Annotated in this window: 18 protein-coding genes; 16 read left to right on the top strand and 2 right to left on the bottom strand. The window is 55.1% G+C overall.

The annotated features are described in order from the left end of the window. Positions 1–184 precede the first annotated feature (184 nt). Positions 185–1,336, bottom strand: a complete 1,152-nt coding sequence (locus LOS79_RS20505; protein WP_315411724.1) for an IS110 family RNA-guided transposase — start codon at positions 1,334–1,336, stop codon at positions 185–187. A 403-nt stretch (positions 1,337–1,739) separates the two neighbouring features. Between LOS79_RS20505 and LOS79_RS20500 the strand changes: the two genes are divergently transcribed. The 8 genes from LOS79_RS20500 to LOS79_RS20465 all read left to right on the top strand — a co-directional run bounded on the left by LOS79_RS20500 (position 1,740) and on the right by LOS79_RS20465 (position 12,018). Further along, the gene (locus LOS79_RS20500; RefSeq protein WP_315411955.1) at positions 1,740–3,887 is read left to right on the top strand and encodes an alpha-galactosidase; all 2,148 of its coding nucleotides are present in this window, start codon (positions 1,740–1,742) and stop codon (positions 3,885–3,887) included. A gap of 967 nt (positions 3,888–4,854) precedes the next feature. Next, on the top strand, positions 4,855–5,199 hold the full coding sequence (locus LOS79_RS20495) for a DUF2294 domain-containing protein (RefSeq protein ID WP_315411953.1): 345 nt from the start codon (positions 4,855–4,857) through the stop codon (positions 5,197–5,199). Positions 5,200–5,505: 306 nt separating this feature from the next. After that, complete coding sequence (locus LOS79_RS20490; protein WP_315411952.1) at positions 5,506–6,597, top strand: ABC transporter substrate-binding protein; 1,092 nt, start codon at positions 5,506–5,508, stop codon at positions 6,595–6,597. 2 nt (positions 6,598–6,599) lie between these two features. Continuing rightward, positions 6,600–7,571, top strand: a complete 972-nt coding sequence (locus tag LOS79_RS20485; RefSeq protein WP_315411951.1) for a nucleoside hydrolase — start codon at positions 6,600–6,602, stop codon at positions 7,569–7,571. 1 nt (position 7,572) lies between these two features. Further along, positions 7,573–8,391 (top strand): ABC transporter permease, encoded by an 819-nt coding sequence (locus LOS79_RS20480; protein WP_315411950.1) that lies wholly within the window; start codon positions 7,573–7,575, stop codon positions 8,389–8,391. A gap of 4 nt (positions 8,392–8,395) precedes the next feature. Beyond that, positions 8,396–9,184, top strand: coding sequence for an ABC transporter permease (locus tag LOS79_RS20475; RefSeq protein ID WP_315411948.1), 789 nt, complete (start codon positions 8,396–8,398; stop codon positions 9,182–9,184). A 19-nt stretch (positions 9,185–9,203) separates the two neighbouring features. Continuing rightward, positions 9,204–10,274 (top strand): ABC transporter ATP-binding protein, encoded by a 1,071-nt coding sequence (locus LOS79_RS20470; RefSeq protein ID WP_315411947.1) that lies wholly within the window; start codon positions 9,204–9,206, stop codon positions 10,272–10,274. A 22-nt stretch (positions 10,275–10,296) separates the two neighbouring features. Then, the gene (locus LOS79_RS20465) at positions 10,297–12,018 is read left to right on the top strand and encodes an adenine deaminase C-terminal domain-containing protein (protein ID WP_315411946.1); all 1,722 of its coding nucleotides are present in this window, start codon (positions 10,297–10,299) and stop codon (positions 12,016–12,018) included. Positions 12,019–12,705: 687 nt separating this feature from the next. On the opposite strand, the gene LOS79_RS20460 is transcribed toward LOS79_RS20465, so the two are convergent. Further along, the gene (locus LOS79_RS20460; RefSeq protein WP_315411945.1) at positions 12,706–14,235 is read right to left on the bottom strand and encodes a glycoside hydrolase family 43 protein; all 1,530 of its coding nucleotides are present in this window, start codon (positions 14,233–14,235) and stop codon (positions 12,706–12,708) included. Between the two features lie 202 nt (positions 14,236–14,437). Between LOS79_RS20460 and LOS79_RS20455 the strand changes: the two genes are divergently transcribed. From LOS79_RS20455 to LOS79_RS20420, 8 genes are all read left to right on the top strand, one after another. Next, positions 14,438–15,508 (top strand): PTS transporter subunit EIIC, encoded by a 1,071-nt coding sequence (locus LOS79_RS20455; protein WP_315411944.1) that lies wholly within the window; start codon positions 14,438–14,440, stop codon positions 15,506–15,508. Next, positions 15,478–15,843 carry a PTS transporter subunit EIIC gene (locus tag LOS79_RS20450; RefSeq protein ID WP_315411943.1) on the top strand — a complete coding sequence of 122 codons (366 nt, stop codon included), beginning with the start codon at positions 15,478–15,480 and terminating at the stop codon, positions 15,841–15,843. The genes LOS79_RS20455 and LOS79_RS20450 overlap by 31 nt, the downstream gene beginning before the upstream one ends. A gap of 18 nt (positions 15,844–15,861) precedes the next feature. Beyond that, positions 15,862–18,081: a beta-glucosidase BglX gene (gene bglX, locus LOS79_RS20445; RefSeq protein WP_315411941.1), complete on the top strand. Its 2,220-nt coding sequence runs from the start codon at positions 15,862–15,864 to the stop codon at positions 18,079–18,081. An 86-nt stretch (positions 18,082–18,167) separates the two neighbouring features. Further along, positions 18,168–19,154 carry an AraC family transcriptional regulator gene (locus LOS79_RS20440; protein ID WP_315411940.1) on the top strand — a complete coding sequence of 329 codons (987 nt, stop codon included), beginning with the start codon at positions 18,168–18,170 and terminating at the stop codon, positions 19,152–19,154. 570 nt (positions 19,155–19,724) lie between these two features. After that, a complete protein-coding gene (locus LOS79_RS20435; protein WP_315411939.1) occupies positions 19,725–21,326 on the top strand; it encodes an acyl CoA:acetate/3-ketoacid CoA transferase in 1,602 nt (533 codons plus the stop codon). A gap of 45 nt (positions 21,327–21,371) precedes the next feature. Continuing rightward, positions 21,372–22,613 (top strand): L-lactate MFS transporter, encoded by a 1,242-nt coding sequence (locus tag LOS79_RS20430; RefSeq protein WP_397386805.1) that lies wholly within the window; start codon positions 21,372–21,374, stop codon positions 22,611–22,613. A 79-nt stretch (positions 22,614–22,692) separates the two neighbouring features. After that, positions 22,693–23,652, top strand: coding sequence for a DUF561 domain-containing protein (locus LOS79_RS20425; RefSeq protein ID WP_315411937.1), 960 nt, complete (start codon positions 22,693–22,695; stop codon positions 23,650–23,652). A 201-nt stretch (positions 23,653–23,853) separates the two neighbouring features. After that, positions 23,854–25,254: a sigma-54 interaction domain-containing protein gene (locus LOS79_RS20420; RefSeq protein ID WP_315411936.1), complete on the top strand. Its 1,401-nt coding sequence runs from the start codon at positions 23,854–23,856 to the stop codon at positions 25,252–25,254. Positions 25,255–25,274 lie beyond the last annotated feature (20 nt).

The following is a 25,274-nucleotide window of genomic DNA, read 5'->3' as shown; positions in this document are numbered from 1 at the left end:
TTTCGTCCGTCGTTTGCAAGCAAACGGGCACAAAGGTCTTCCGCGGCGTTTCTCTTCACCTTGCTCGATTTTGCCTCCAAGGTAAGTCATGCTCTAGCTTCCCGGTTTTCACTTCCTTTCTTTTAGGGTGGGACTTTTTTTCAGTAACGTAACGTGTGGCCTTGTCGTCCATGTACGGCAAGGGTTATCCGGCAATTAGAGAATCCGTGGCTGGGTTTCGGTCGCCCTTCTCCAGAACTCTGGCAATAGCCCATACAAAGCCGGCAAGCTCCCGGGCAATGGCGGCTACGATTTTCGATTTGTGCTTCCCTTTTCCCAGCATCGTCATGTATTTGCGATGAAGTCGATTTTGTGCCTCAAAGGCCATTCGCTGCACCTCCGGCGGCAGTCCGCTGATTCGCTCCCGCAATTTGCGCCGTACGCCCGGTGAGTGCCGGTAATGGTGGGCCGCTTCGACCAGCACCCGCCGCAAATGTGCATTGCCTGCCTTGGTCAGCTTTCCCTGACTACGGCTCACACCGCTGGAGTGTTCACTGGGTACTAACCCACAGTAGCTCATGAACGAGGGGGCGCTGGCAAACCGCGTCACACTGACCATCTCCGACACCAGTGTGGTAGCGGTGAGTGTGGCCACTCCTCGCAGCGCCTGAAGGGCTTCAATAAGTGGCGCCTGCACATGGGTGTGAGAGAGACGCTCGATCTCTTTTTCGTAACGCCGAAGTCGTTCTGCCGTTTCTCGAATGCTCTCCCGGTATTCCTGGAAGACTATGCGGTGGCAGGAACTCTCGAAGCGGAGGGTATCCAGCCACTCTTCAAAGGCGAAGGTCCAGGCCTTGACCTTGCTTGGAGGGAAGAGCTGCAAACGCAGCAGGAACTTGCCCATGCGCTGCTTGTGGCGGTTCATATCTTCTTTGGCGTCCTCGCGGGCTCGAACGAGATCCCGGAGCGCTTCCTCCTCAGGAGAGGGGATGTAGATCCCCGTTAGTTCGCCAGCCCGAAAGAGTTGAGCCAAGCGAAGCGCATCCCGCTTGTCGGTTTTAATCCGGTCCCCAGCGCGCTGAGGGATAAGAGAAGGAGCAACAACGGTACAGGCAATGCCGGCTTCGAGGAGCCAACGGTGAAGCATGTACCCGGTGGGCCCGGCTTCGTAGCAGACTTCCAGTTCCACTCGGGATTCACCGGAACCTTGCAGTTGATGTAGAAGCTTTAGTATGCGTTCCTTGGTATGTTCGATAATCCCCCAAAAGCGGGGTTCGCCACGGCCCTCATCTGCGATGGCTACAGCAATTTTGGCTTTGGATACGTCTAATCCAATATACTTTTTGGCGATACTCATTAGTAAACCGACTCCTTTTTGTTTGTTAGCTCTGAATTGGGATCTTTGAGCCATTCACTCTTAGGATTTCCAATTTAACCTACGAGATAAACAAATTGCGATGTCGGTTTCGTTCATGATAACTATTTGCCGAATTTACAACTATTTCTTGATCTTGCGGACTCAGGAGATCCTATTTGCCACATTCGGGGGCTTTTGGACGATGAAGCGGACTAATAACGGCTTCTGTGTCCGCATGGCGGGGAAAAGGGGTATTTTCAGTGAAATAACGGCTCTCCTGTCCGCATGGCGGAGAAAAAGGGCGTTTGCAGCGAAATGGCGGCTCCAGTCTGCTTGTATGAGCTGTTTTTAATAGAAATATTGGCCGTATATTATCAATCTTCAGGAGAGAAGGAATCGGAGCATGGCGATTTGGGTTCAGGAAGATAAGGGAATATTCCACCTGCAGAGTACAGGCATGAGTTATGTGATCGGGCTGGTGAATAACTATCCGGCGCATCTCTATTGGGGGAAACGGCTGCGCGAGGGCAGTAATCTGGACGGGCTACTGCTGCCGGTAGCCCATGGTTCGCTGGACCGGCTGCCGCAGGAGTATCCGCAGTACGGAACCGGGGATTTCCGGGTTCCGGCGTATCAGGCTAAGCTTACAGACGGCACGCGAATTACGGAGCTGTGTTACAGCGGGTATCGGATCACAGCCGGTAAGCCGGAGCTTACCGGTCTGCCTGCAGTCTATGTAGAGTCTCCGGAGGAAGCGGATACGCTGGAGCTGATCCTGAAGGATGATTACGCCAAGCTCACCGTTACGCTCAAGTACACTGTGTATAAGGAGCGGAATGTGATTGCCCGTTCTGTGGAATTTGTTAATGAAGGTACGGCACAGCTGCAGCTACAGCGTGCACTTAGCGCCTCGGTTGATTTCCCGGCCGCCGACATGGACATGATCTACCTGTCCGGTGCCTGGTCACGGGAGGCGGGGATCACCCGCAGGCGTCTGGAGCAGGGAAATACAGCAATCCACAGCCGCCGGGGGATGAGCAGCCACCAGCATAATCCATTTGCGGCGCTGGCTAAGTCCGGCGCGGATGAGAACCAGGGTGAAGTGTTCGGCTTCTCCCTGGTCTACAGCGGCAGCTTCGAGGCCGAAGCTGAGGTGGATTCGTTCAGGACCACCCGGTTTACCATCGGGCTGAACTCCCTGGACTTCTCCTGGCTGCTTGAGCCGGGCGCCGGTTTCCAGACACCGGAGACTGTTATGGTCTATTCCGGCCAAGGAATTGGTGAAATGTCGAGAACCTATCACCGGCTGTACCGGACCCGGCTCTGCAGAGGCCAGTACAGGGACAAGGAACGCCCGATTCTGGTCAATAACTGGGAAGCCACGTATTTCAACTTCGATACCGACAAGCTGGAGGCGATTGCGGCTGAAGGGGCGAAGCTCGGCATTGAGCTGTTCGTGCTGGATGACGGCTGGTTCGGCAAAAGAGATGCAGACAACTCCTCGCTCGGCGACTGGACCGAGGATCTGCGCAAGCTGCCCGGCGGCCTGTCCGATCTGGCACAGCGGGTGAACAGCCACGGCCTGAAGTTCGGTCTGTGGGTAGAGCCGGAGATGATCTCGCCGGACAGCGACCTGTACCGCAGCCACCCGGACTGGTGTCTGCATGTTCCGGGCCGCCGCCGCACGGAGGCCCGCTGGCAGCTGGTGCTCGATTACACGAGGGCGGAGGTGCGGGAGTATATTTTCGAATCGCTCAGCCGTATCTTCTCTGCGGTTCCGGTCACCTATATCAAATGGGATATGAACCGCTGCCTGACGGAGATCGGTTCGGCGCAGCTCCCGGCAGAGCGGCAGGAAGAGACCGCCCACCGCTATGTGCTCGGATTGTACGAGCTGCTTGAGCGGCTGACGGCGGCATTCCCGCATATCCTGTTTGAAAGCTGCTGCAGCGGCGGCGGAAGGTTCGATCCCGGTATGCTCTACTATATGCCGCAGACCTGGACCAGCGATGATACGGATGCTGTTGAACGTCTCAAGATCCAGTACGGCACCAGCCTGATCTATCCGGCCAGCGCGATGGGGGCGCATGTCTCTGCGGTGCCGAATCATCAGGTGGGGCGGCTTACCCCGCTGTCCTTCCGGGGAGATGTGGCCATGTCCGGTAACTTCGGGTATGAGCTGGATCTGACAAAGTTTACTCCGGAGGAGAAGGAGCTGGCGAAGGCTCAGGTAGCGAACTATAAGGAAATCCGCAGTCTGGTGCAGCAGGGCAATCTCTACCGGCTGGAGAGTCCGTTTGAAGGCAATGATACGGCCTGGATGTTCGTCTCGGAGGATCAGCGCGAGGCGCTAGTCTACTACTTCCGGGTACTGGCGGTTCCGCATCCGCCGCGCCGGATGCTCCTGCTCAGCGGCCTGAACCCGGACTTCGATTATCAGGTTGAGGGCAGCGGTGAGGTTTACGGCGGGGACTACCTGATGCAGGCCGGCCTGATGCTGCCGGAACTCCAGCGGGACTTTGTGAGCGGCTGCTACCGCCTGAAGGCTTAATAATAAACAGCAAGCAGATCATAGGGAAGGGGGAAGCGGGGGATACCTTGGCTTCCCTTATTGCTGTATAGAAAACTGCAGCATGTGAATAATTAGGGATGCGGCAAAGGGGAGCACAAGCAGACGCAGCCAGATGTGCCAAATGAAGCAGCAGCAGATGAAGCAGACGTAGCATTAGCAGACGTAGCCAGATGTAGCAGCAGCTGACATAGCAACTCTAGTAGCTATAGTTCCTTTGCCGTTATTTCTTGGTTTTTTAGTTTCGGGACGGATCTTGAATTAAGCAGGTTAACTGTAAACAGGCTGAACTTTATTCTTCGAGAGCCGCGACTGAGTCGAAATATATTCTACTGATAGATTGTACTACTTGAACATGTCTATTCAGCTTAAGTCAGCGCTTGCCAGTCTATATAGAGTAAATCATGGGCACCCCATAGCAGCTAATTGTATTTACTGCAACTAAAGAACGACAGAAATACCGGATTCCCGGGTTAACTGTATTCTGTACAACTAAAATCAGCGATAGCTCCTATTTTGCGGAATATGGGGGTTTTTAACTGTATAAACTGCAATTAAAACTCCCTCAGCGCAATAAATGGTTGCTTTAGTTGTACGAAATACAGTTATATCAGCTGAACTTAAGAATAATGGCCAGCCGCTGTGTAAAACCCTTGCTGCTCAAGAGTTTCGCCCATGCAGCCAGTTAAATTCTGAAATTCACTCTAAATAGAACGAAGCTGGAACGCTGGTCCGGCGGCAAACTGCTGCAATGCTATTCAAGTAAAGCATCCCGCATGAAACAGGAGTGTTCCCGTACACATATATAGCTGTTAACCAGGTATTGTTCGTGTTTGGCGTTACTTTGATGTTATATTCAGCTTTTTTCTTGCCGAAAAATCTATAATTATGTATAATAGCAATTATTATCGATGTGATTGTACGATATTCTGTTGCCGAAGGTGGTTTCATGGCAGAACTGGAGAACAGCGAGCAGAAGAAGAAGATGTGCCAGATCTACAATGAGATCTCCAAGGAATTGTTTGGTTTCGGGACGACCCTGCTCCGCGTTACTGTCGATCAGCGGGTCATTACCTTTCACGCCAAGCACCGCAGATCTCCACGGTCGACTGCCCTCGAAGGGGAAGCGCCGGAGCTTAAGCAGGAAGTGGACTTCCGGATGTCGCTGCTGTTCAAGAAGAGATTCCGGGAACGGCTCGAAGCAGAAATGGGCTTAACGATTGAAGTTCTGCTGAGAGATTATGATGCACCCACCGGATGGGCTTTTACCAATATGATATGGGCCGGGGAATGACGGGGTTCAAATTGAATTTTGCGGATTTTTGCTTTTGATCTATCTTAAGCGAAGACCGACCTTTTATAACGGGGTAGCTCTTTCCTTTGTTTATACAAAGAAAAGTGTTCTTGTTCCTACAAGAATGCTTTTCTTTTTTTTGTGAAAAAATAAGGAAAACACAGATTTTATTACCAACAGGGGGTGCTGCTGATCCGTTGTCTGCTGCCGATTGCTTAATGGAAGACCTACAGAACATGCCGTATGTATAGGATGACCGCTGGAATTGTACCGCATATTTAATTACATTTGGGAGGTTATTTACTAATGAAAAAACTAATGACTACAGGTCTTGCTCTTGCTTTAACTTCTCTGCTTGCCGCTTGCGGCAGTAATAATAACGCTGCGACAAACGGCGCCGGCACGGACAATGCGGCAGCACCGGAAGCGACAGCTTCGGGTGCACCGGCGGAACTGGTAGTTTCAACCTGGGGGTTCTCGGAGGATTTCTTCAAGGAATCGGTGTATGCCCCGTTTGAGAAAGAACATAATGTCAAAATCGTCGTTGAGATCGGCAACAACGCTGAGCGCCTGAACAAAATCCGCCAGGGCAGCTCCGATGTGGATGTAGTCTACTTGTCTGACTATTATGCGCAGCAGGCGATCAATGAAGGGCTGTTCGAGACGATCGACCGCAGCAAGATTCCGAACACCGACAACATTTATGATATTGCCAAAGCGCCGCTCGGCGAAGAGTATGGTCCGGCGTATACCGTGGGCCGTCTGGGAATTGCCTATAACCCGGCACTTGTAGATGGAGAAGTCGGTTCATGGGCAGATATGTGGAGTAAGTTCGACAAGAACCTGGCGCTGCCGGCGATTACTGCCACAGCAGGTCCGATGATTGTGGATGCCGCCTCGCTCGTGTCGGGCGGTACAGAGTTCAATGAGGACGGAGCCTTCACGAAGCTGAAGGAGCTGGACAGCAATGTAGTCAAATACTACTCCCAGACCTCGGAGTATGTGAATATGTTCGGCCAGGAGGAAATTGCCGGCGGTCCGATCATGGAGATGTACTTCAAGGATCTCCAGGCAGCCGTGCCGGATGCCAAGTTCGTAGCACCATCTGAAGGTGCGTATGCCGTAATGAATACAATCAATGTAGTCAAAGGCAGTGATAATAAAGAGCTGGCCGAAGAGTTCATCAACTGGCAGCTGAGCCAGGAAGTGCAGGAGAAATCCGCCAAAGCCAAAGTCGATTCCCCGGTAAATACCGGAGTGGTACTGACAGAGGAAGAGGCTGCAGGCGTAACGTACGGTGCGGATGTCATCAGCAAGCTGCGCAAGCTGGACATGTCCTTCGTGAACGAGCACATCTCCGTGTGGACAGACCGCTTCAACCGTGAGATTGGCGGCTAAGGATGACCGGACGCAAAAAAGTCATTCTGGACGTCGATACAGGGGTAGATGACGCGCTGGCGATTATGCTGGCCGTCACGAGCGGACAGCTCGACATTCTCGGGATCACCACAGTCAGCGGCAATGTCTCGCTGGATCAGGCGACGCTGAATACCTGCAAAATTCTGGAGCTGCTCGGTGTATCCGGGCAGATTCCGGTCTATCGCGGCGCGGACAAGCCGCTGGTCCGGGACACAGTGTTCGAGCACCGTGTGCACGGCTCGGACGGCATCGGCGGTGCCCTGCGCGATATGACGGTAACGAAACGCGCGGAAGAGAAGCGGGCAGAGGATTTCATCATCCGCCAGGTGCTGGCGCATCCCGGCGAGGTCACGCTGATTATGACCGCGCCGCTGACCAATCTGGCGCGTGCGCTGCACAAATGCCCGGAGCTAACGCAGCATGCCGCCGAAGTGATTGTGATGGGCGGTGTGGTGCAGGGCTTCGGCAATATTACACCGACCGCGGAATACAACATGTACGTCGATCCGGAGGCGGCCAAGCTGGTGCTGGCTGCGGGCTTCCCGCAGCTGACGCTGGTCGGGCTGGATGTGACCCGCCGGGCGCTGCTCAGCGCGGAGGATATCGCGAAGCTGCGCCTTCCGGAGATTCGCGGGTATGTGGAGCAGAGTACGGCCGACTACCGGACGCGATATTTTGAACGCAACGGTGTGGAGGCTTGTGCGCTGCATGATCCGCTCGCGGTGGGGGTGGCACTGAACAGGGAGTTCGTTAACGTGCAGAAGTATTATGTGGACGTGGAAACCCGCAGCGAGCTATGCGACGGGCAGACGGTCTGCGATTTCCAGAACCGGCTGGGACGGCCGGCGAATGCCGGTGTCTGCCTGGAGGTGGATGCGCCCGCTTTTCTGGAATGCTTCATCAATAGCTTAAATAGCTTCAATCAAGAGCCGAAGAAGGACGGGAGTCGTTAGAATGAACAAAAAAGTGATGCTGCTCCTGCTGCCGGGCCTCCTATTCCTGGCGGTCTTCATGCTGATCCCGATCACGCTGACCATAGGCTCGACCTTTGTGCAGGACGGGAAGCTGACGCTGGAAGGGTATTTGCATTTTTTCCGTGACGGGTACTTTAACCGCATCCTGCTGACCACGCTCCGGGTGAGTGTGGTGACTACGCTGGTCTGTATGGTGCTCGGGTATCCGGCGGCTTACTATATCTCGCGGGCCAGCGCGCGGAAGAAGAGCCTTCTGCTTGCGCTGTCGATTTTTCCGCTGCTGACCAGTCCCGTAGTGCGCTCTTTCAGCTGGATGATCATTCTCGGCAAAAAAGGGCTGATCAACTCGTTCCTGGTGAACACGGGACTAATCGCAAAGCCGCTCGACATTCTGTATACGCCGACCGCGATGATGATCGGGCTGGTGCATCTGTTCCTGCCGCTGATCATTATTACGCTGCTCGGGGTGATGGAGAATCTGGACCATGAGCTGGTCCGGGCGGCACGCAGTCTGGGCGCTTCCCCGTTTGCGGCGTTCCGCAAAATCACCTTCCCGCTGACCGTGCCGGGGCTGATTATCGGCGGGATTCTGGTCTTCGTCGGCAGTCTTACGGCGTATACCACGCCGGCGCTGCTCGGCGGCAAGGAACGGGTGGTCTCCACCTTCCTGTACCAGAATGCGATGACACTGAATGACTGGCAGGCGGCGTCGGTAATCGCGGTAATTATGATTGTTATTACATTTGTGGTGGTGGGCCTGATGAATGCCTGGGCGAACCGCCTGAATCCGAAGGGGTGAGAATATGAAGGAAGGAAACCGCGTGCTGCCCTGGTACACGCTGCTGGTTTTTATTTTTCTGCTGGGTCCGCTCGTGATCATCTCCATTACCTCCTTTGAGCCGGGCACGGTCCTGAAATTCCCCCCGGAGGGCTTTTCGCTCAAGTGGTACAAGAACATCTTTGAGGTCAGCGCCTTTATGGAGACGTTCAAGACATCGATTGTAATCTCGCTGCTTGGCAATCTGCTGTCGCTCCTGCTCGGTGTGCCTGCGGCCTATGCGCTAAGCCGTTACCGGTTCCGCGGGCGGGATACGCTGAATGCGGTCTTCCTGTCGCCGGTGCTGATTCCCGGGATTGTGCTGGGCTTTACGCTGCTGCGTTATCTGATTGTGGTGTACAATCTGCCGATTGTGGCCGGACTGCTGATTGGTCATACGGTAATCATGCTGCCGTTTATTATCCGGGTGATTGCTTCGAGTCTGGAGAACTTTGATTTTGCCGTGGAGGAAGCGGCGCAGAGCCTTGGGGCCTCCAGAATATATACCTTCTTCAAAGTCGTGCTGCCTAACATCCGGTCGGGCATTCTGGCGGCGATTCTGATCGCTTTTCTGGAGTCGTTCAATAACGTGGATATCTCCGTGTTCATGACGGGGCCGGGGGTCAGTACCCTGCCGATTCAAATGCTGACCTATGTGCAAAATTACTTCGATCCCACGATTGCCGCAATTTCGGTCATTCTGATGGTGCTCACGGCAGCGCTGATGTTCATCATCGAGCGGCTGATGGGCTTCGCATATTTCACCAAACGATAATTAACGGAGGCATGAAGCAATGTCACTACTCAGTCTTGAACATGTATCGGTTGCTTATGACAACCGTTTGATCTTAGAGGATTTCAACCTGTCGCTGCAAAAGGGCCAGCTGCTCTCCCTGCTCGGACCCAGCGGCTGCGGCAAAACAACCACCCTGCGGCTGATCGCCGGATTCCTGAATGCCGAAGCGGGTAATTTCATGTTCTCCGGCAAGGATTATACCAAGGTTCCGGTGGAGAAGCGGAATTTCGGCTTCGTGTTCCAGAGCTATGCGCTGTTCCCGCATCTGTCGGTGTATGACAATGTGGCCTTCGGCCTGCGTCTGCGCAAGCTGAAGGAAGCTGAGGTTAAGAAGCGGGTGAACCGGATGCTGGAGACGGTCAGTCTCGGCGGGTTTGAAAAAAGACTGCCGGGCGCCCTGTCAGGCGGACAGCGCCAGCGGGTAGCGATTGCCCGGGCGCTGGTTATCGAGCCGGATCTGCTCCTGTTCGATGAGCCGCTGAGCAATCTCGATGCCAACCTGCGGGTCAACATGCGGGTGGAAATCCGCCGCATCCAGCAGGAGCTGGGCATTACCACCGTCTACGTCTCCCATGACCAGGAGGAATGCTTCTCGATTTCCGACCAGGTCGCTGTGATGAATAACGGGAAGATCGAGCAGCTGGATCACCCGGCGAATATCTTCAAATATCCGGCGAGCGAATTCGTGGCCCGGTTTATCGGGTTCGGGAACTTTATCGCTTTTGACTGGCGGAATGACGAAGGCGCGGATATTGAACTGAGCCGGGGCGAGCTAAAGTTCCTGGCAGCCAAACGGCCGGGGGGCGAAGGCAATACCGGACGGCTCGGGGCGATTCGTCCAGATGATCTGCAGCTGCTGGGTGCCGGGGCAGACACGGGTACAGGCACGGAGGGGAATACTTTGACCGGAAAAGTGCAGGTCAGCACGTATCTCGGCCGCAGCTATCAGTATCAGGTAGAGACGGAGCTTGGCGTGTTTACAGTCAATCAGGAGATGGAGCAGCCGTTCATTCAGGGGCAGCAGGTCACGGTTTATTTTCCAAAAGAGAAGCTGGTGCTGGTGCAGTAGCGCGTCATAAGGAGCATACACGATGATTACAGATCAACTTATATTGAACGCTAAAGTGTACAACAGTTACTATAAAAGGTTCGCGGCGGCGAATGTGGCCGTGAAGGAAGGGCACTTTCTCTACGTAGGCCCTCTGGGTGCAGAGACGTTTGCGGCTGCAGAGACTATTGATGCTAAAGGACAGTATCTGGTCCCCGGACTGATCGATATCCACCTGCATATTGAGAGCACGATGATCACACCGGAGACGTTCTCCTATGGCATTCTGCAGCATGGGGTGACCACGATTGTGCCTGAACCGCATGAGATGGCCAATGTATTCGGGGTAGAGGGCGTTCATGAGATGATCCGGGCCAGCAAGGACTGCCTGGTGGATATGATCTACGCCATTCCCAGCTCGGTACCGGCGACTCCGCTGGAGACTACGGGCGGGTCAATTGAAATATCCGATATTGACGAATTGATGGAGACGCACCGGATTGCCTGCCTCGGCGAGGTTATGAATTATGTGGATGTCATCCGAGATCCTGATTGTAAAAGCAATCATATCCTCCGGCATGTCCGCAGCCGTTATCCGGGTCTGGTCATTGAAGGGCATACGCCGAAGCTGCTGGACCTTGATCTGCACAGCCTGATCTATGCGGGGATTGATTCCGATCATACCCACCAGAGTATCGAAGGGCTGACCGCGCGCATTGCCGCCGGGATGTTCATCGAGATTCAGGAGAAATCAATGACACCTGAGGTTGTGGATTATCTGATCAGCCATCCGGTCAGTGAGCATTTCTGCTTCGTGACGGATGATGTCATGACCGATTCGCTGGTGCAGACCGGCCATCTGGACCACCTGGTCCGCAAAGCCATCGCTATGGGCATGGCGCCGGAAGACGCGGTCTACGCGGCTACCTACACTCCGGCGCGGCGGATGAAGCTGGATGACCGCGGCGTGGTCGCCCCGAACAAAACCGCTGATTATCTGCTGCTGTCCGACCTTAGCAGCTTTGCGATTGAGGCGGTGTACAAGCGGGGCTTGCAGGTCTATGACCGCAAGCAGCCGCAGGCGCAGGCCGTGCGTGAGCCGCAGTTCCCGGCTCACTTTTATCAGAGCGTGCAGCTGGAGCCGCTGGCTGCTGGCGACTTCGCCGTGCCGGCTTCGCTTGCGGACGGCCGCTACGGCGCCCGCGTGATGATGGTCAACAACGTGTCCACGTTTACCGAGGAGAAGCATGTCGAGGCCGTGGTAAAGGACGGCCTGCTAGAGTGGCAGGAGACCGGCTGCGGTCTGATTGCCACCTTCGAGCGGTACGGCAAGAACGGCAACCGTGCCTATGGCCTGATCGGCGGCGACACAATCAAGCGCGGCGCGGTCGCGACGACGTATTCGCACGACAACCACAATCTGCTGGTTGTCGGGCATAACGCGGCGGACATGGTACTGGCCGCGAATACGGTGATTGCCGGGCAGGGCGGCTTCTGCGTCGTCTGCGATGGTAAGGTGCTGGCGCTTCTGGCACTGCCGGTCGGCGGCATCCTGACTGAAGCGCCGCTTGCCGAGACGGCGGAGCAGGTGCTGGCGCTGCGCACGGCGATGGAATCGCTGGGGTATAATCACTATAACCCGATTATGTCCATCAGCACCCATTCGCTGCCGGTCAGCCCGGCGCTGAAGATCACCGACCATGGCCTGATCGATGTCGGAGCCGGCAAGGTCGTGCCGCTGCTGTTCCCGCTAGGGGAAGAGTGATGGTTGCCGGAGTGATATTTGTCCGGGACCGTTACATTCTTCCGCTTTCGACGGCAACGGCAACGGAGTAATCTTCCCGTCCGTTTAATCCAGCGGGAGCAGCAGCGTGATTTCACTTTACAACTAACCCGTAGTCCAATCAGCAAGCATTCTCATTCGCAGCTTGTATATAACAAGGCAGCCTGGATTTAACCCGGACTGCCTTGTTTTTTTGTTGCTTAGGTACAAAAATTTGCGGTTTCGGGAAATAGTTGGATTTTATCCACTTGCTTATGCGTGGAAAGGTCTCTCCCGGACAGCAGTTGGATAAACAGCACTTAATTCAGGGGTAATCAGCTAAAGTAGGGAAAAAGCGAGAAATTAAATGAAGTTTATCCAATTAAATCCGCCAAACGAGCCGAATCAGCTAAATTAAGCTGCATTTTTCCAACTATTTTCCGCAGAAGGGGGCGGGCCAAGGGCTTAGATGTGATACACCCCAGTTGCAGAAGGAGCGGGCCAGGGGGAGAAGTGATACACCCCAGCCGCAGAGCGTGCCCCCGAATCCGCCATTCCGGTACGCCTCCAATCACAGAGCGTGCCCAAATCCGCCTTTAAGCATGAAGCACAGGTGAGACCCAATCTTATCCTCGTAAGCTGCTGCTTCACCCGGGCGGAGTCGATTCCGCTGCCGTTCTCCATGGGCTTCTACTCATCTATCCGATAATCCGCCCAATCAAAGTACGCCGGCTGCTTAGCCCGGGTCCCGTTGCCCGTGGCGTACATGCCGAGATACACGCCGGTGAAGCCCCCGGCCACTTCGGTCGACAGCAGGCTGCTCTCGGCATGTCCCAGCAGATGCCACTCCGCTTCTCCGGGGAGCTGGTAAGAGAAGCTGTACCCTTTGCGGTCAGCCTGAATCCGGAGAATCACTGTATCTCCGGCATAGGCTGCCTGCTCTGCCACCATCCAGATCGAGCCGGCCCGCTTGCGGAGCAGAAGGTAGCGCTGCCCGTTAACTCCCGTGAGGGCAATCTCATAGTGATGCAGCTCATTCATATATACGCTAAGTCCGGCTTCGTCACCGTCTTCCGGCGTAAATTGGAGCAGGGCAGAGAACGCGCAGCGGAAATGCTGCTGCCGGCAGGCCACGAATGCCGGGGAGTCTGTATCATTCAGCGTTACCGCCGAACCGTGCAGGGTCAGCCAGCCCTGGCGTTCCCGCAGCGACCAGTCGGCCGGATACGGATTACGCAGGAAGCTCCAGTACTCCTGAAGCTCCGCTGCCGCGAAGTGATCAAGCCGGGCTTCCGCAGGACGGGGGCCATGGTAGAAGTCCGGCCCCTCCATCTCCAGCTCCAGCTGCGCGCCGTTCCCGGCCACCGGCCAGCCGTCCGGTGACCAGGCCACAGGTGCGAGGCAGGTCTCCCTCCCCAGATGATGCCTTCTCGACACCGGGCGGATGCCGAGCATAACCGCCCACCAGCTTCCGTCATGCGCCTGGACCAGATCGGCATGTCCGGTGGCCTGAATGAGCTGCCCGGTGCTGCGGTTGCTCATAATGGGGTTACCGGGGGCCGCTTCGAACGGCCCGGACGGCCCGGTGCTGCGGGCGATAGTAACCATATGCCCGTATTCTGTGCCGCCTTCGGCGATCAGCAGATAATACCAGCCGTTCATCCGGTACAGATGCGGGCCTTCCGGCGATTTGCCGCCTGTACCGGTCCAGATCAGCTGCCGGGGGGATAACAGCTTTCCGGTCTCAAGCCCGATCTCGGCCTGGTAGATTCCCGCCGGTTCTCCTGAGAAGCCGTTCGTGCCGGTAATGTACACCCGCCCGTCCTCATCAAAGAACAAGGAAGGGTCAATTCCCGGCCAGTCCAGGAATACCGGGTCAGACCAGGGCCCGGCCGGATGATCCGCCCGGACATAGAAATTGCGCATGCCCCCGCTGGCTCTTCCATTAATGAGTGTTGTAATCATATAGAAATAACCTTCATGATAGCGCAGGGTCGGAGCGAAAATCCCCATGGAGCTCTCAAGCCCGGCCAGCTCCAGCTGCTCCGGGCGGGTTAAGCAGTGCCCGATCTGCTGCCAGTTGACCAGATCACGGCTATGGAAGACGGGAACGCCGGGGAAGTAGTGGAATGTACTGTTAACCAGATAATAATCCTCTCCTGCCCTGCAGATACTGGGATCAGGATAAAAGCCGGGAATAACGGGATTGATAAATTTCATAAAGCGTCTCCTTCATTGAACTATATTCAGAATGCAGCCATATACAAATTTGATAACAACTAGAATAGCCTAAATCGGTGAAATAAAAAACAGTGAAACGGTCAATGAAATCATGCGATTTGGTTATTATGAGAACGCAATCATACCGTTACAATCAGAACTGTTACACGTTACCGATCTGCGGGACTAGGGGGAAATTCACATGGCAACTAAACAAAATGTAAGGGATTACAGCGCTCTAGCGGGAACGATCTATGAACAGGTAGGCGGCGAGGGGAATATTCAGTCGCTGACCCATTGTATGACCCGGCTGCGCTTTGTACTTAAGGATGATGCGGCGGCGGGCACTGCGCAGCTGAAGCAGACCGAAGGTGTGCTGGATGTGCTGCAGGCCGGTGGACAATATCAGGTCATCATCGGCACCCATGTGGAGCATGTGTTCAAGGCTCTCGAAGAGGTACGGGAGCAGCGCCAAAAGCAGGGGGCGGCAAAGGCAGAAGCTCAAACTGAAGCAGGAGCAGGCGCAAGCGACAAGAAAGGGCTGTCGCTGCTGCTGGATACAATCTCCAGCATTTTCCTGCCGATCATGGCCGGAATGATGGGGACCGGTATTCTCAAAGGACTGCTGGTCTTGTTCACCACTGTAGGCTGGATGTCTGCCGAGGGCGGTACGTATGCGGTGCTGTATGCGGCGGCCGATGCCTTCTTCTACTTCCTCCCGCTGATTCTGGCAGTGACTTCAGCCAGACGGTTCGGAGCAAATCAATTTATCGCCATGGCGGTAGCCGGTGCGTTCCTGTATCCGAATCTGGTGGCCCTGCAGACGGCGGGAACCGCGGTCTCCTTCATCGGCATTCCGGTGAAGCTGATTAATTACGGCTCCTCGGTTATTCCGGTAATCGTTGCTGTCTATGTCCTCTCCAAGCTGGAGAAGCTCCTGAACAGGCTGATGCCGCAGATTATTAAAGGTATTGTCGTTCCGCTCGTATGTATAGTCGTGATGGTTCCGGCTTCGCTTATGGTCATTGGTCCGCTCACCGGGATGCTCGGGGATGCGGTAGCCACCGGCTATACTGCACTGTATGAATTTATGCCGCCGGTAGCCGGCCTGATTCTGGCCGTACTGTGGCCGATCCTGGTCATCTTCGGCGGACACTGGGGCCTCGTGCCGATTGTCATGAACAACTTTGCCGTCTACGGTTATGACACGCTGCTCCCGGTAACGATTGCCACCAACTTCGCATGGGCGGTGCCGCTCTGGCCGTCTGCCTGAAGACAAAGGATATCAAGCTGAAGCAGCTGGCCGGCTCCTCCGCCTTCTCGGCCCTGGTGGGCGGTGTAACTGAACCGGCCATTTACGGGATCAACCTGAAATACAAGAGACCGTTCTATATCGCCTGTATCAGCATCGGCCTGGGCGGAATTATTGTCGGCATGGCCGGCGGACAGTATCCGGCGCTGATTACGATCAGTCTGGTCACTCTGCCGACAATTGCCGTGCTGAAGGGCGGAATGTCTATGCTGATTGCGGCAGCAATCGGGTTCGCGGGAACTTTTGCCGGCACCTACTTCTTCGGCTTCAATGACAGCATGCTCGACAAAAAATAAAGATACGGGGAACAGGATATGGAAGAGAAGCAACTAGTAAACCTGCTGGAGACACTTACTGTAGAAGAGAAAATTGGACAGCTGATCCAGTTATCAGGGGATTTCTTCAATACGGATGCTATGGCTGTCGGACCGGTGCAGAAGCTCGGCATTGATCCGCATATGGTTCAGCTGACCGGCTCTGTCCTGAATGTATTAGGCGCGGATCAGGTCATCCGGATACAACAGCATCATTTGGAGCACAGCCGCCACAAGATTCCTTTATTATTTATGGCCGACATCGTTTACGGGTATAAAACCGTTTTTCCCATCCCCTTGGCACTAGGGTGCAGCTGGAATCCCGGGCTGGTCAAGGCGTGCAATGAGCTAACAGCCAAGGAAGCCTGTGCAGCAGGTGCACATGTTACTTTTGCCCCTATGGTGGATGTGGTGCGCGATGCCAGATGGGGACGCTGTATGGAATCTACGGGCGAAGATACCTATTTGAACAGCGTATTTGCCAAAGCAATGGTAGAGGGCTTCCAGGGTGATTTCACCCCCGGGTCAAGCCTGGCCTCCTGTGTGAAGCATTATGCGGCCTACGGCGCACCAGAGGGCGGACGGGAATACAATACGGTGGATATGTCCGAAAGAAGACTGCGCGAGGAATACCTTCCGCCTTATAAGGCAGCCGTTGAGGCAGGCTGTGCGCTGGTGATGACCGCCTTCAACACCGTTGATGAAATTCCGGCAACCGCGAACGGGTGGCTGATGGATGAGGTGCTGCGCCGGGAGTGGGGTTTTGACGGAGTACTGATTACAGACTATGCGGCCATTGCCGAGCTGGTGGCCCACGGGGTAGCGGAAGATGATAAGGCTGCCGCCCGGCTCGCGATGGAGGCAGGGGTCGACATTGATATGAAGACCGCATGTTATGCCAACCAGCTGCAGCCGCTGCTCGAAGAGGGGACGATCAGTCTTAAGAAGCTGGATGAAGCCGTGCTTAGAGTGCTGAAGCTGAAAAATAAGCTGGGCCTCTTCGAGGATCCGTTCAGAGGGGCAAGCCCAGCCAGAGAGCAGGAGCTGAAGGGCAGTGCAGACAGCCTGAGCTTATCGAGGCAAGCTGCGGCCGAATCCCTGGTTCTGCTGCAGAATCTTAACTCTGCCCTGCCGCTGCAGCCGGGCAAGAAGATTGCGCTGATCGGGCCGTATGCGGACAGTAAGGAACTGAACGGATTATGGGCTGTTTACGGGGATAAGGATCAGGTCGTTACGGTAAAAAGCGCATTCCAGGAAATTCTGGAGCCCCAGCTCTTCAAGTCCACCCAGGGCTGTGAAATGCTGGACAGCTATGAGGGTCTGGGGAGCTTCGGGTATCTCACGCAGGCAGATAAGCGTCTTGAAACGGATGAACAGCGGGCAGCGGAGCTGGAGCAGGCGGTTGCACTGGCCAAGTGGGCGGATGTTGTTATTTTCGCCATGGGAGAGCATACGCTGCAAAGCGGAGAGGCCGGAAGCCGGACGGATCTGAGTCTGCCGGGCATTCAGACAGCCTTCATGGAGCAGGTGCTGCCTTGGGCAAAAGAATCCGTACTGCTGCTGTTCAACGGCAGGCCGCTGGTGTTAACGGACATTAAGGATAAGGTGGATGCCATTCTGGAGTGCTGGTTCCCGGGTACAGAGGGCGGACATGCCATAGCCGATCTGCTGACGGGAGCCGTGAACCCTTCCGGCCGGCTGACGATGAGCTTCCCGTATGCTGCAGGCCAGGTTCCCGTGTACTACAACAGCTTTAACACAGGCCGTCCGTCCAAAACTTCAACACACAGCCTCCGCTTCACTTCACGGTATCTCGACTGCCCGAATGAGCCGTTATACCCGTTCGGATACGGGTTGTCCTATCACACTGCCGAATACAGCCATCTCAGGCTCAGCAGCACCGTTCTGCGGCCCGGAGAAGTTATTGAGGCGGAGATTGAAGTTCAGAACACAAGCGGTACAAGCGGGGATGAGGTGGTGCAGCTGTATATCCGCGATCTGGTGGGAAGTGTGGTACGGCCGGTGAAGGAGCTGCGGGATTTCCGGAAGCTTCACCTGCAGGCCGGAGAACAGCGGAAGATCAGCTTCAGCATTACGGAGGAGCAGCTGAAATTCCATACCAAAGACATGAAATACGCAGCGGAAGAAGGAAACTTCGAGCTGTATATCGGTAATCAATCCGACAATTGTTTAATGGCTGCGTTCTCGTTTGAACGGTAGCCTCAGGCTGCAGGGCTGTCCCGGATCTCTTGGGGGCGGCCCTGTTATGTTATAATGATCCAAAGTATGAGGAGGGGGCATTCCGCATGACGCCGGAAGATTTGGATGAAAGACTGCGCGCTGTGACAGAACATGAGCAGCTGTACCGCCAGGGAATCTCTCCTCCTAACCCGCAGCAGTTTCTGTATCTGTTCAAGGGAAAGAAGCGGGTGGCCTTACTGCATTTCGGGCATTTCTCGGAGGTATTCTCGAATCCGCTGGATATTGTGGTGAAGAAGCATTCCCGTTTCCGGTCCTATCCGCTGCATATTCATGATTGGGTCGAAATTAATTATATGTATGACGGGAGCTGCAGGCAGATCATCAACAACAATCTGTATTCTCTGCACAAGGGTCAGATTCTGCTCGTGGATTCAGATACGGTGCATACGATAGAGCCCCTGGGCGAGTCGGATATCCTTATCAATATTATTATGCGCAAGGAGTATTTCAACAGCAGCTTCTTTAACCGGCTGGCGTCAGACAGTCCGTTGTCCAGTTTTTTTATTAACTCGATTACCGAGGGCAATGCCCATGACAGCTTCATCCTGTTCCGCTCAGAGAACAGCAGGCGGCTGCCGATCTTCATGAATGAGTTTTTCTGCGAGTGGTTTGATCCGTCAGTGCGCTCTACAGAAATGCTGGATTCGTTGTTCTCGCTGATTATGATGGAATTAATTCATATTTATGAGACGGATTTGACCAGGGAGGGAAGCCGACTCAAGACCAATCCCATCGTCCCTGTCCTTAGATATATAGAGGAGAATTACAGAACCTGTACTCTGAACTCTACCGCCGCTTACTTCAATACCAACGCCAATTATCTGTCTGCCCAGCTGAAAAAATACACCGGCATGTCCTTCATCGCACTGCTGCATCAGCAAAAGATCCGGTTTGCCAAAACCCTGTTGATCAACAGCACGATGAATGTTACGGAAATCGCCAATTATGTCGGTTATGAGAATGTCAGCTTTTTCTATAAAAAGTTCAATGCAATCTGCGGATGCTCCCCGAATGAATACCGGAATATATAAAAATCAAAAGGCACATTCGTTCCTGAGCGGACGGAGGTGCCTTTTTGCCGGCTTCAGATTCTGTTGCAAAAATGCCCGGCAAAGGTTTTTCACAATTCCGTCACATCAATAAGCCCCATTCTGCACTTCTGAATCCTTCGCACTTCTGCACCGCCACGTGCAGCTGCAGCATTTGAGGATTATCATTCCCTGGTCTTAAGCACTGCCCGCGGGCCCGGTACGGATTCCGGTCGCCGGACTGTAGGCCTGTTATGAAAGCTGTCGCATTTTTGCGACTGCGCTTCTATCTTTAAATTCCGGTTTGCAAGGATTCTTTTATATTCAGGAACGTAATAATGAAGCCGGTTTTTGAAAAAAACTGTGGTTTTCTTTCCTGTACCCTCGGCCCAGTCGCATTATTGCAACACATTTTAAGCGGGTTTTTCAAAGCTTTTCCCGGCGTTGACGATGTTTTTCCGGCGCGTTATTCTACAGGTGAAATATTTCACAAAATGACTTGCCGGTTAAAGTGAATTGTTTCACATTCGTAAACATAATGCTTTTTCCATTCTTATCAAGGAGTGATTGAATATGTCGAAAGTGATTTCGGCTGCAGAGGCCGCAGCATTAATTAAAGACGGAGATACGGTGGCAGCGAGCGGATTCGGCCTCTCGTGCTGGGCGGAGGAGATGGGGATTGCCATCGAGGAACGTTTCCTGAAGAGCGGTGCACCGCGTAACCTGACAGTCATGCACGCCAGCGCCGTCGGCAACCGCCGCGATAAGGGCATGAGCCATCTTGGACATGAAGGGCTCATCAAGCGCTGGATCGGGGGGATCGCCATCGCCTCACCGGGCATGGCCAAGCTGATCGAGGAAGACAAGTGTGAAGCCTACAACCTGCCGCAAGGTGTCATTACGCAGCTGTTCCGTGAGATTGCAGCGAAGCGTCCGGGGGTCATTACCAAGGTTGGGCTGGAGACCTTCGTGGATCCGCGCCTCGAAGGCGGCCGGATGTCAGCCTCCTCGAAGGAGGATCTGGTCAAGGTGATTGAGCTGGAAGGCGAAGAATGGCTCTTCTACAAGACGTTCCCCATTCAGGTTGCACTGATCCGCGGTACAGTCGCTGATGAGAACGGCAACCTGACACTGGAGAAGGAAGGGCTGCACATGGAGGTGCTCCCGATTGCCCAGGCTGTCCGCAACTCCGGCGGCATCGTTATTGCCCAGGTGGAGACGGTTGCGAAGAACGGCACACTGAATCCCAAGGACGTCAAGGTTCCGGGCATCCTGATTGACCATCTGGTTGTTGCAAGGCCGGAGAACCATTTCCAGACAGAGAACACGCTGTACAATCCGGCGTTCTCCGGACAAGTGAAGATTCCGCTCGAAGCCATTGAGACGATTCCGCTCGACGAACGCAAGGTCATCTCCCGCCGCTCAGCCGCTGAGCTTGCGCCTAATACCGTGCTTAACCTCGGCGTCGGCATTCCGGTCAATGTCTCGACGATAGCTGCCGAAGAAGGCGTGAGCGATCAGCTCATTCTGACGACGGAAGCCGGGTCCATCGGCGGCGTGCCGGCCGGACTGAAGGACTTCGGCCACGCCTACAACTCCGAAGCGATTGTCGACCACGATGCGCAGTTTGACTTCTACGACGGCGGCGGCATTGACTTGTCTGTCCTGGGTCTGGCACAGACCGACCAGTTCGGCAACGTTAACGTGAGCAAGTTCGGCAGCCGGGTTGCCGGCTGCGGAGGCTTCATCAATATCTCGCAGGCGGCCAAGAAGCTGGTCTTCGCCGGTACGTTTACCGCAGGCGGGCTTGAGGTTAAGGTCGAGGACGGACAATTGAAGATTGTGCAGGAAGGCAAAGCGAAGAAGTTCCTGAAGAAGGTCCAGCAGGTTACATTCAGCGGCTCTTACGCTACCAAAGTCGGACAGCCGGTGATCTATATCACGGAACGTGCCGTATTTGAACTGCGTGCCGGGGCTATGACGCTGACAGAGATTGCACCGGGTATTGATCTGCAGCGCGACATCCTGGACCAGATGGAATTCGCGCCGGCTATCGCAGCGGATCTCAGACCGATGGACCCTGGAATGTTCCGGGAGGCATGGGGCAGCCTGAAATCCATTATTGAAGCACGCAAGGCTCCGCAGAGCCAGCAAGAGCCGGTCGCCATCGGCTAATCCATTCCCCAATTGAAGAGGAGAATACAAGCCATGAATTCATCCATCCAACCGAAACTGAACCGCTGGACCATCCTGATCGTCTCTGTTCTGATCAATATCTGTGTAGGCTCGATCTACGCCTTCAGCGTGTTCGCAATGCCGCTAAGCAAAGTCTTCGGCGCTACGATGCCGCAGATCATGATGGCCTTCACCATCAATGGCGCCATCTCGCCAATCCCGATGATTCTCGGCGGCAAGCTCGTCGACAAGGGGGGCGCCCGCAAGGCGATCTTCCTCGGCGGGGCGATGTTCGGCATCGGCTTTATCCTGTCAGGACTGGCGACTGCACCGTGGATGCTCTACCTGACCTACGGTGTGATTACAGGCATTGGACAGGGGATCGTCTACTCGGCTACCATCGGCAACACTGTCAAGCTGTTCCCGGATAAAAGAGGGCTGGCTGCCGGGCTCGTTACCGCAGGCTACGGCGGAGGGACGATTGTCATTGCCCCCATCGCCAATGCCCTGATTACCGGCTCCGGCGTGCAGTCGGCCATGATGATGCTTGGCGGAGCTTTCCTGGTCGTCATCCTTGGCTGCGGCACACTCGTTAAGGCTGCTCCGGCCTTGTATACGCCGCCCGGCTGGACGCCGCCGGTTACAGCCGGACGCCCCGGAGGCATCAGCTTCAACTGGAATGAAATCATCCGTAAGCCGATTTTCTACGTCATTGCCTGCCTGTTCCTGATCGGCGCCTTGTCCGGCATGATGGTGACCGCCAACGCTTCTGTCATCGGCCAGACGATGTTCGGCCTGACAGCCGCCAGCGCCGCCCTGTTCGTCAGTCTGTATTCACTCTGTAACTGCCTCGGCCGCATTGTCTGGGGCGCGGTGTCTGACCGCATCGGACGCACCAGATGCCTGATGGCCATCTATCTGGTCATCGCGGCGATGATGCTGACCATTGCGCTGTCTTCATCGGTTACCGGCTTTGCTGTCGCGATCATCGGAATCGGCCTTTGCTTCGGCGGCACGATGGGGATCTTCCCGTCGATTGTCGGGGAGAAGTTCGGGATGAAGTATTACGGCGTTAACTATGGTGTAACATTCATCGGCTATTCGGGCGCAGCCTTCTTTGGCCCGCGGATTGCCGGCTCGGTTGCTGCCGCGAACGGCGGGGCATTCACCAACGCCTTCTATATCGCACTCGTCATTGCCCTGGCCGGATTTGCTTTAACCTTTGTGTTCAAGGCCATGGAGAACAAGAATACAGCTGCTCCAGTCACGCCTAACCGCGCTGCATAAGCTTGATTATGTATCCCGTATCCGCAAGCCTATAAAGGTACAGCAGACATCAATTTAAACCTAATTGGAGGAATTATTCATGACTATTACAGAATTGCTTGGTATAGAGTATCCGATTTTCCAGGGGGCTATGGCACAAATCGCTCGTGAACCCCTAGTCAGTGCCGTATCGAATGCCGGAGGTCTTGGGATCATCGGCTCCGGCGGTATGAGCGCTGACGTGCTCCGCGAAGAGATTCGCAAAGTCAAAGCAGCAACCGGCAAGCCGTTCGCCGTCAACCTGATGCTGATGATGCCGAATATCCCTGAGCTGATCCAGGTGATCCTGGAGGAAGGCGTGAAGATTGTAACGACGGGCGCAGGAACACCGGCTCCATATATGTCAGTACTTAAGGAGAACGGCGTAACCGTAATTGCGGTGATTCCATCCGTTAAGATTGCCAAGAAAATGGAAGCACTTGGTGTTGACGCGGTCGTTGCCGAAGGCACAGAAGCCGGCGGCCACGTGGGCGAAACGACTACAATGGCGCTGGTGCCGCAGGTCGTAAGCGCAGTCTCGATTCCGGTCGTTGCCGCAGGCGGTATTGCGGACGGACGCGGCATCGCGGCAGCCTTCGCGCTTGGTGCACAAGGCGTACAGGTGGGCACCCGCTTCCTGGCTACGTTCGAGTGCCCGGCCCATGAGAATTTCAAGCAGGCGGTACTCGACGCCGATGATACGAGCACGACAGTAACCGGGCGCAGCCTCGGCGGACCCGTACGCAGTATCAAGAACAGTATGATCGCCGAATTCCTCAAGCTGGAGAGTGAGCATGCTTCCCGCGAGGAGCTGGAGACAATCAGCCTCGGCTCCCTGCGCCGCGCTGTCTTCGAAGGTGATACCGACCGCGGCTCGGTTATGGCCGGACAGATCTGCGGCCTGTGCAATGAGCTGACCAGCGTTGAAGAGATGATCACGGGCATGTTCGCAGAGGCAGAGCAGCAGCTTGCGCGCCTCGGAGCACTCAGCATCACAGCGAAGGTAACGGTTCAAGCCTAAGATAAACCGGATTCGCGTGTTGTTGGACTTCCCGGCCGGGACGACTTCTTTCGGGGAGGGTCCCGGCCTTCTTTTATTGCAGGCTGACTGTCTGGGCTCGTTCTTTATTTGGAAACTAGATCTGCAGTAAAGAATGAGTTAGAGTGTAGAGGTAAAGCGAACTTACCCTTAATCCATCTTATCCTCCGGAGGTGATTGTATATGAACCGCAGCCAGGACGGCCGCGCGAACGAATATGCCGGCCTGTTCGACGGGCAGTCACCAGGCACGTTATTTGTTACTGACGCACGGGGCAACATTCTGATCTCCAACGAATTTACCGCGCTCACGATCGGCATTCCGCTCGAAGAGCTGCTCAAATATAATGTTCAGGATCTGGTCAGGGCCGGCTATTACAGCGATTCGGTTACGATGAAGGCCATTGGCGGCAAAAAGAAGGTGTCGATGGTTATCCGGACGGTACAAGGCTTCAATGTCATGTCCACCGCTACCCCGATTCTGAATCAGGAGGGCGAGGTTCAGCTTGTCGTCACCAGCTCCAACAGCTATCCCGGCGAAGCCGTGCGGGAAGAGACCAGCCCGCCCCCGTATCCTAATGCCCGGCCCCGGCGCGGAGGAATACGCCCGGACCCGGAGATGACGGCCGGCATCGTGGCGGAGAGCCTGGCCATGAAGCAGATTATCCAGGTCTGCAACCAGATTGCTTCCTATGACAGCAAGGTGCTGATCCTTGGAGAATCCGGTACAGGCAAGGAGATTATCGCCAAATATATTCACCGCAAAAGCTCCAGATGGAACGGCCCGTTCATCCCGGTCAACTGTGCCGCCATTCCCGCAGATTCGTTCGAATACGAATTGTTCGGACGCGAACGCCGGGCAGCAGAGCCTTCAGACGATAAAAAAGGGCTGGTTGAGCTGGCCGCAGGCGGCGTGCTGTTTCTCGATGAGATCGCTGAGATGCCGCTCGACATGCAGGCCAAGCTGCTGCATGTGCTGGAGAGCAGTGAGCTGCGCCGGATCGGCGGGACGGCGCCGGTGCCGGTCTGCTGCCGGGTCATCTGCGCTACGAACCGCGACCTGTGGAGCATGGTGCAGCAGGGGCAGTTCCGCGAGGATCTGTACTACCGGATCAATGTCATACCGATCCATATTCCGCCGCTGCGCAGCCGCAAGCCGGATCTTGTCGGGCTGACCTCAAGCTTCATCGCATATTTCAACGCTGCTTACGGCAAGCGGTATGTGCTGGGTGCGGACGAATTCCAGCGCATCCTAGACAAGCCCTGGCACGGCAATGCCCGGGAGCTGCGCAACTACATTGAACGGCTTGTTATCACAGGGAACGTTCAGGCTGATGAGCGTACCAGTGAGGAAGGGTTGAATGATGCTTTCGCGCTTGATCATTTCATCTTCCGCAACCGCGAGCGGGCCGGCTCGCTGAAGGATTTCGCCGCCATTGCAGAAGGCCGCTTCATTAAGCAGATGCTGGCCGAATGCGGCGGCAATGCGGCCGAAGCCGCCAAGCGGCTGGGCGTGGACCGCTCGGTCATTTACCGCAAGCTCAAGAAGCTGGAGGATGTACTGGGCGGGCCGCAGGGATTATAATGTTGAAGGAAGCAGGGGGA

This window comes from Paenibacillus sp. MMS20-IR301 (genome assembly GCF_032302195.1).
Lineage (GTDB): Bacteria > Bacillota > Bacilli > Paenibacillales > Paenibacillaceae > Paenibacillus_AQ.
Note: the sequence above shows the minus strand (reverse complement) of the source record. Positions and strands in the feature narration are given on the sequence as shown.

What these genes read in the sequence shown, in the direction of transcription:
- LOS79_RS20505 (WP_315411724.1), bottom strand. Translation starts at nt 1,336, where the DNA reads ATGAGTATCGCCAAAAAGTATATTGGATTAGACGTATCCAAAGCCAAA.
- LOS79_RS20500 (WP_315411955.1), top strand. Translation starts at nt 1,740, where the DNA reads ATGGCGATTTGGGTTCAGGAAGATAAGGGAATATTCCACCTGCAGAGT.
- LOS79_RS20495 (WP_315411953.1), top strand. Translation starts at nt 4,855, where the DNA reads ATGGCAGAACTGGAGAACAGCGAGCAGAAGAAGAAGATGTGCCAGATC.
- LOS79_RS20490 (WP_315411952.1), top strand. Translation starts at nt 5,506, where the DNA reads ATGAAAAAACTAATGACTACAGGTCTTGCTCTTGCTTTAACTTCTCTG.
- LOS79_RS20485 (WP_315411951.1), top strand. Translation starts at nt 6,600, where the DNA reads ATGACCGGACGCAAAAAAGTCATTCTGGACGTCGATACAGGGGTAGAT.
- LOS79_RS20480 (WP_315411950.1), top strand. Translation starts at nt 7,573, where the DNA reads ATGAACAAAAAAGTGATGCTGCTCCTGCTGCCGGGCCTCCTATTCCTG.
- LOS79_RS20475 (WP_315411948.1), top strand. Translation starts at nt 8,396, where the DNA reads ATGAAGGAAGGAAACCGCGTGCTGCCCTGGTACACGCTGCTGGTTTTT.
- LOS79_RS20470 (WP_315411947.1), top strand. Translation starts at nt 9,204, where the DNA reads ATGTCACTACTCAGTCTTGAACATGTATCGGTTGCTTATGACAACCGT.
- LOS79_RS20465 (WP_315411946.1), top strand. Translation starts at nt 10,297, where the DNA reads ATGATTACAGATCAACTTATATTGAACGCTAAAGTGTACAACAGTTAC.
- LOS79_RS20460 (WP_315411945.1), bottom strand. Translation starts at nt 14,235, where the DNA reads ATGAAATTTATCAATCCCGTTATTCCCGGCTTTTATCCTGATCCCAGT.
- LOS79_RS20455 (WP_315411944.1), top strand. Translation starts at nt 14,438, where the DNA reads ATGGCAACTAAACAAAATGTAAGGGATTACAGCGCTCTAGCGGGAACG.
- LOS79_RS20450 (WP_315411943.1), top strand. Translation starts at nt 15,478, where the DNA reads ATGGGCGGTGCCGCTCTGGCCGTCTGCCTGAAGACAAAGGATATCAAG.
- bglX (WP_315411941.1), top strand. Translation starts at nt 15,862, where the DNA reads ATGGAAGAGAAGCAACTAGTAAACCTGCTGGAGACACTTACTGTAGAA.
- LOS79_RS20440 (WP_315411940.1), top strand. Translation starts at nt 18,168, where the DNA reads ATGACGCCGGAAGATTTGGATGAAAGACTGCGCGCTGTGACAGAACAT.
- LOS79_RS20435 (WP_315411939.1), top strand. Translation starts at nt 19,725, where the DNA reads ATGTCGAAAGTGATTTCGGCTGCAGAGGCCGCAGCATTAATTAAAGAC.
- LOS79_RS20425 (WP_315411937.1), top strand. Translation starts at nt 22,693, where the DNA reads ATGACTATTACAGAATTGCTTGGTATAGAGTATCCGATTTTCCAGGGG.
- LOS79_RS20420 (WP_315411936.1), top strand. Translation starts at nt 23,854, where the DNA reads ATGAACCGCAGCCAGGACGGCCGCGCGAACGAATATGCCGGCCTGTTC.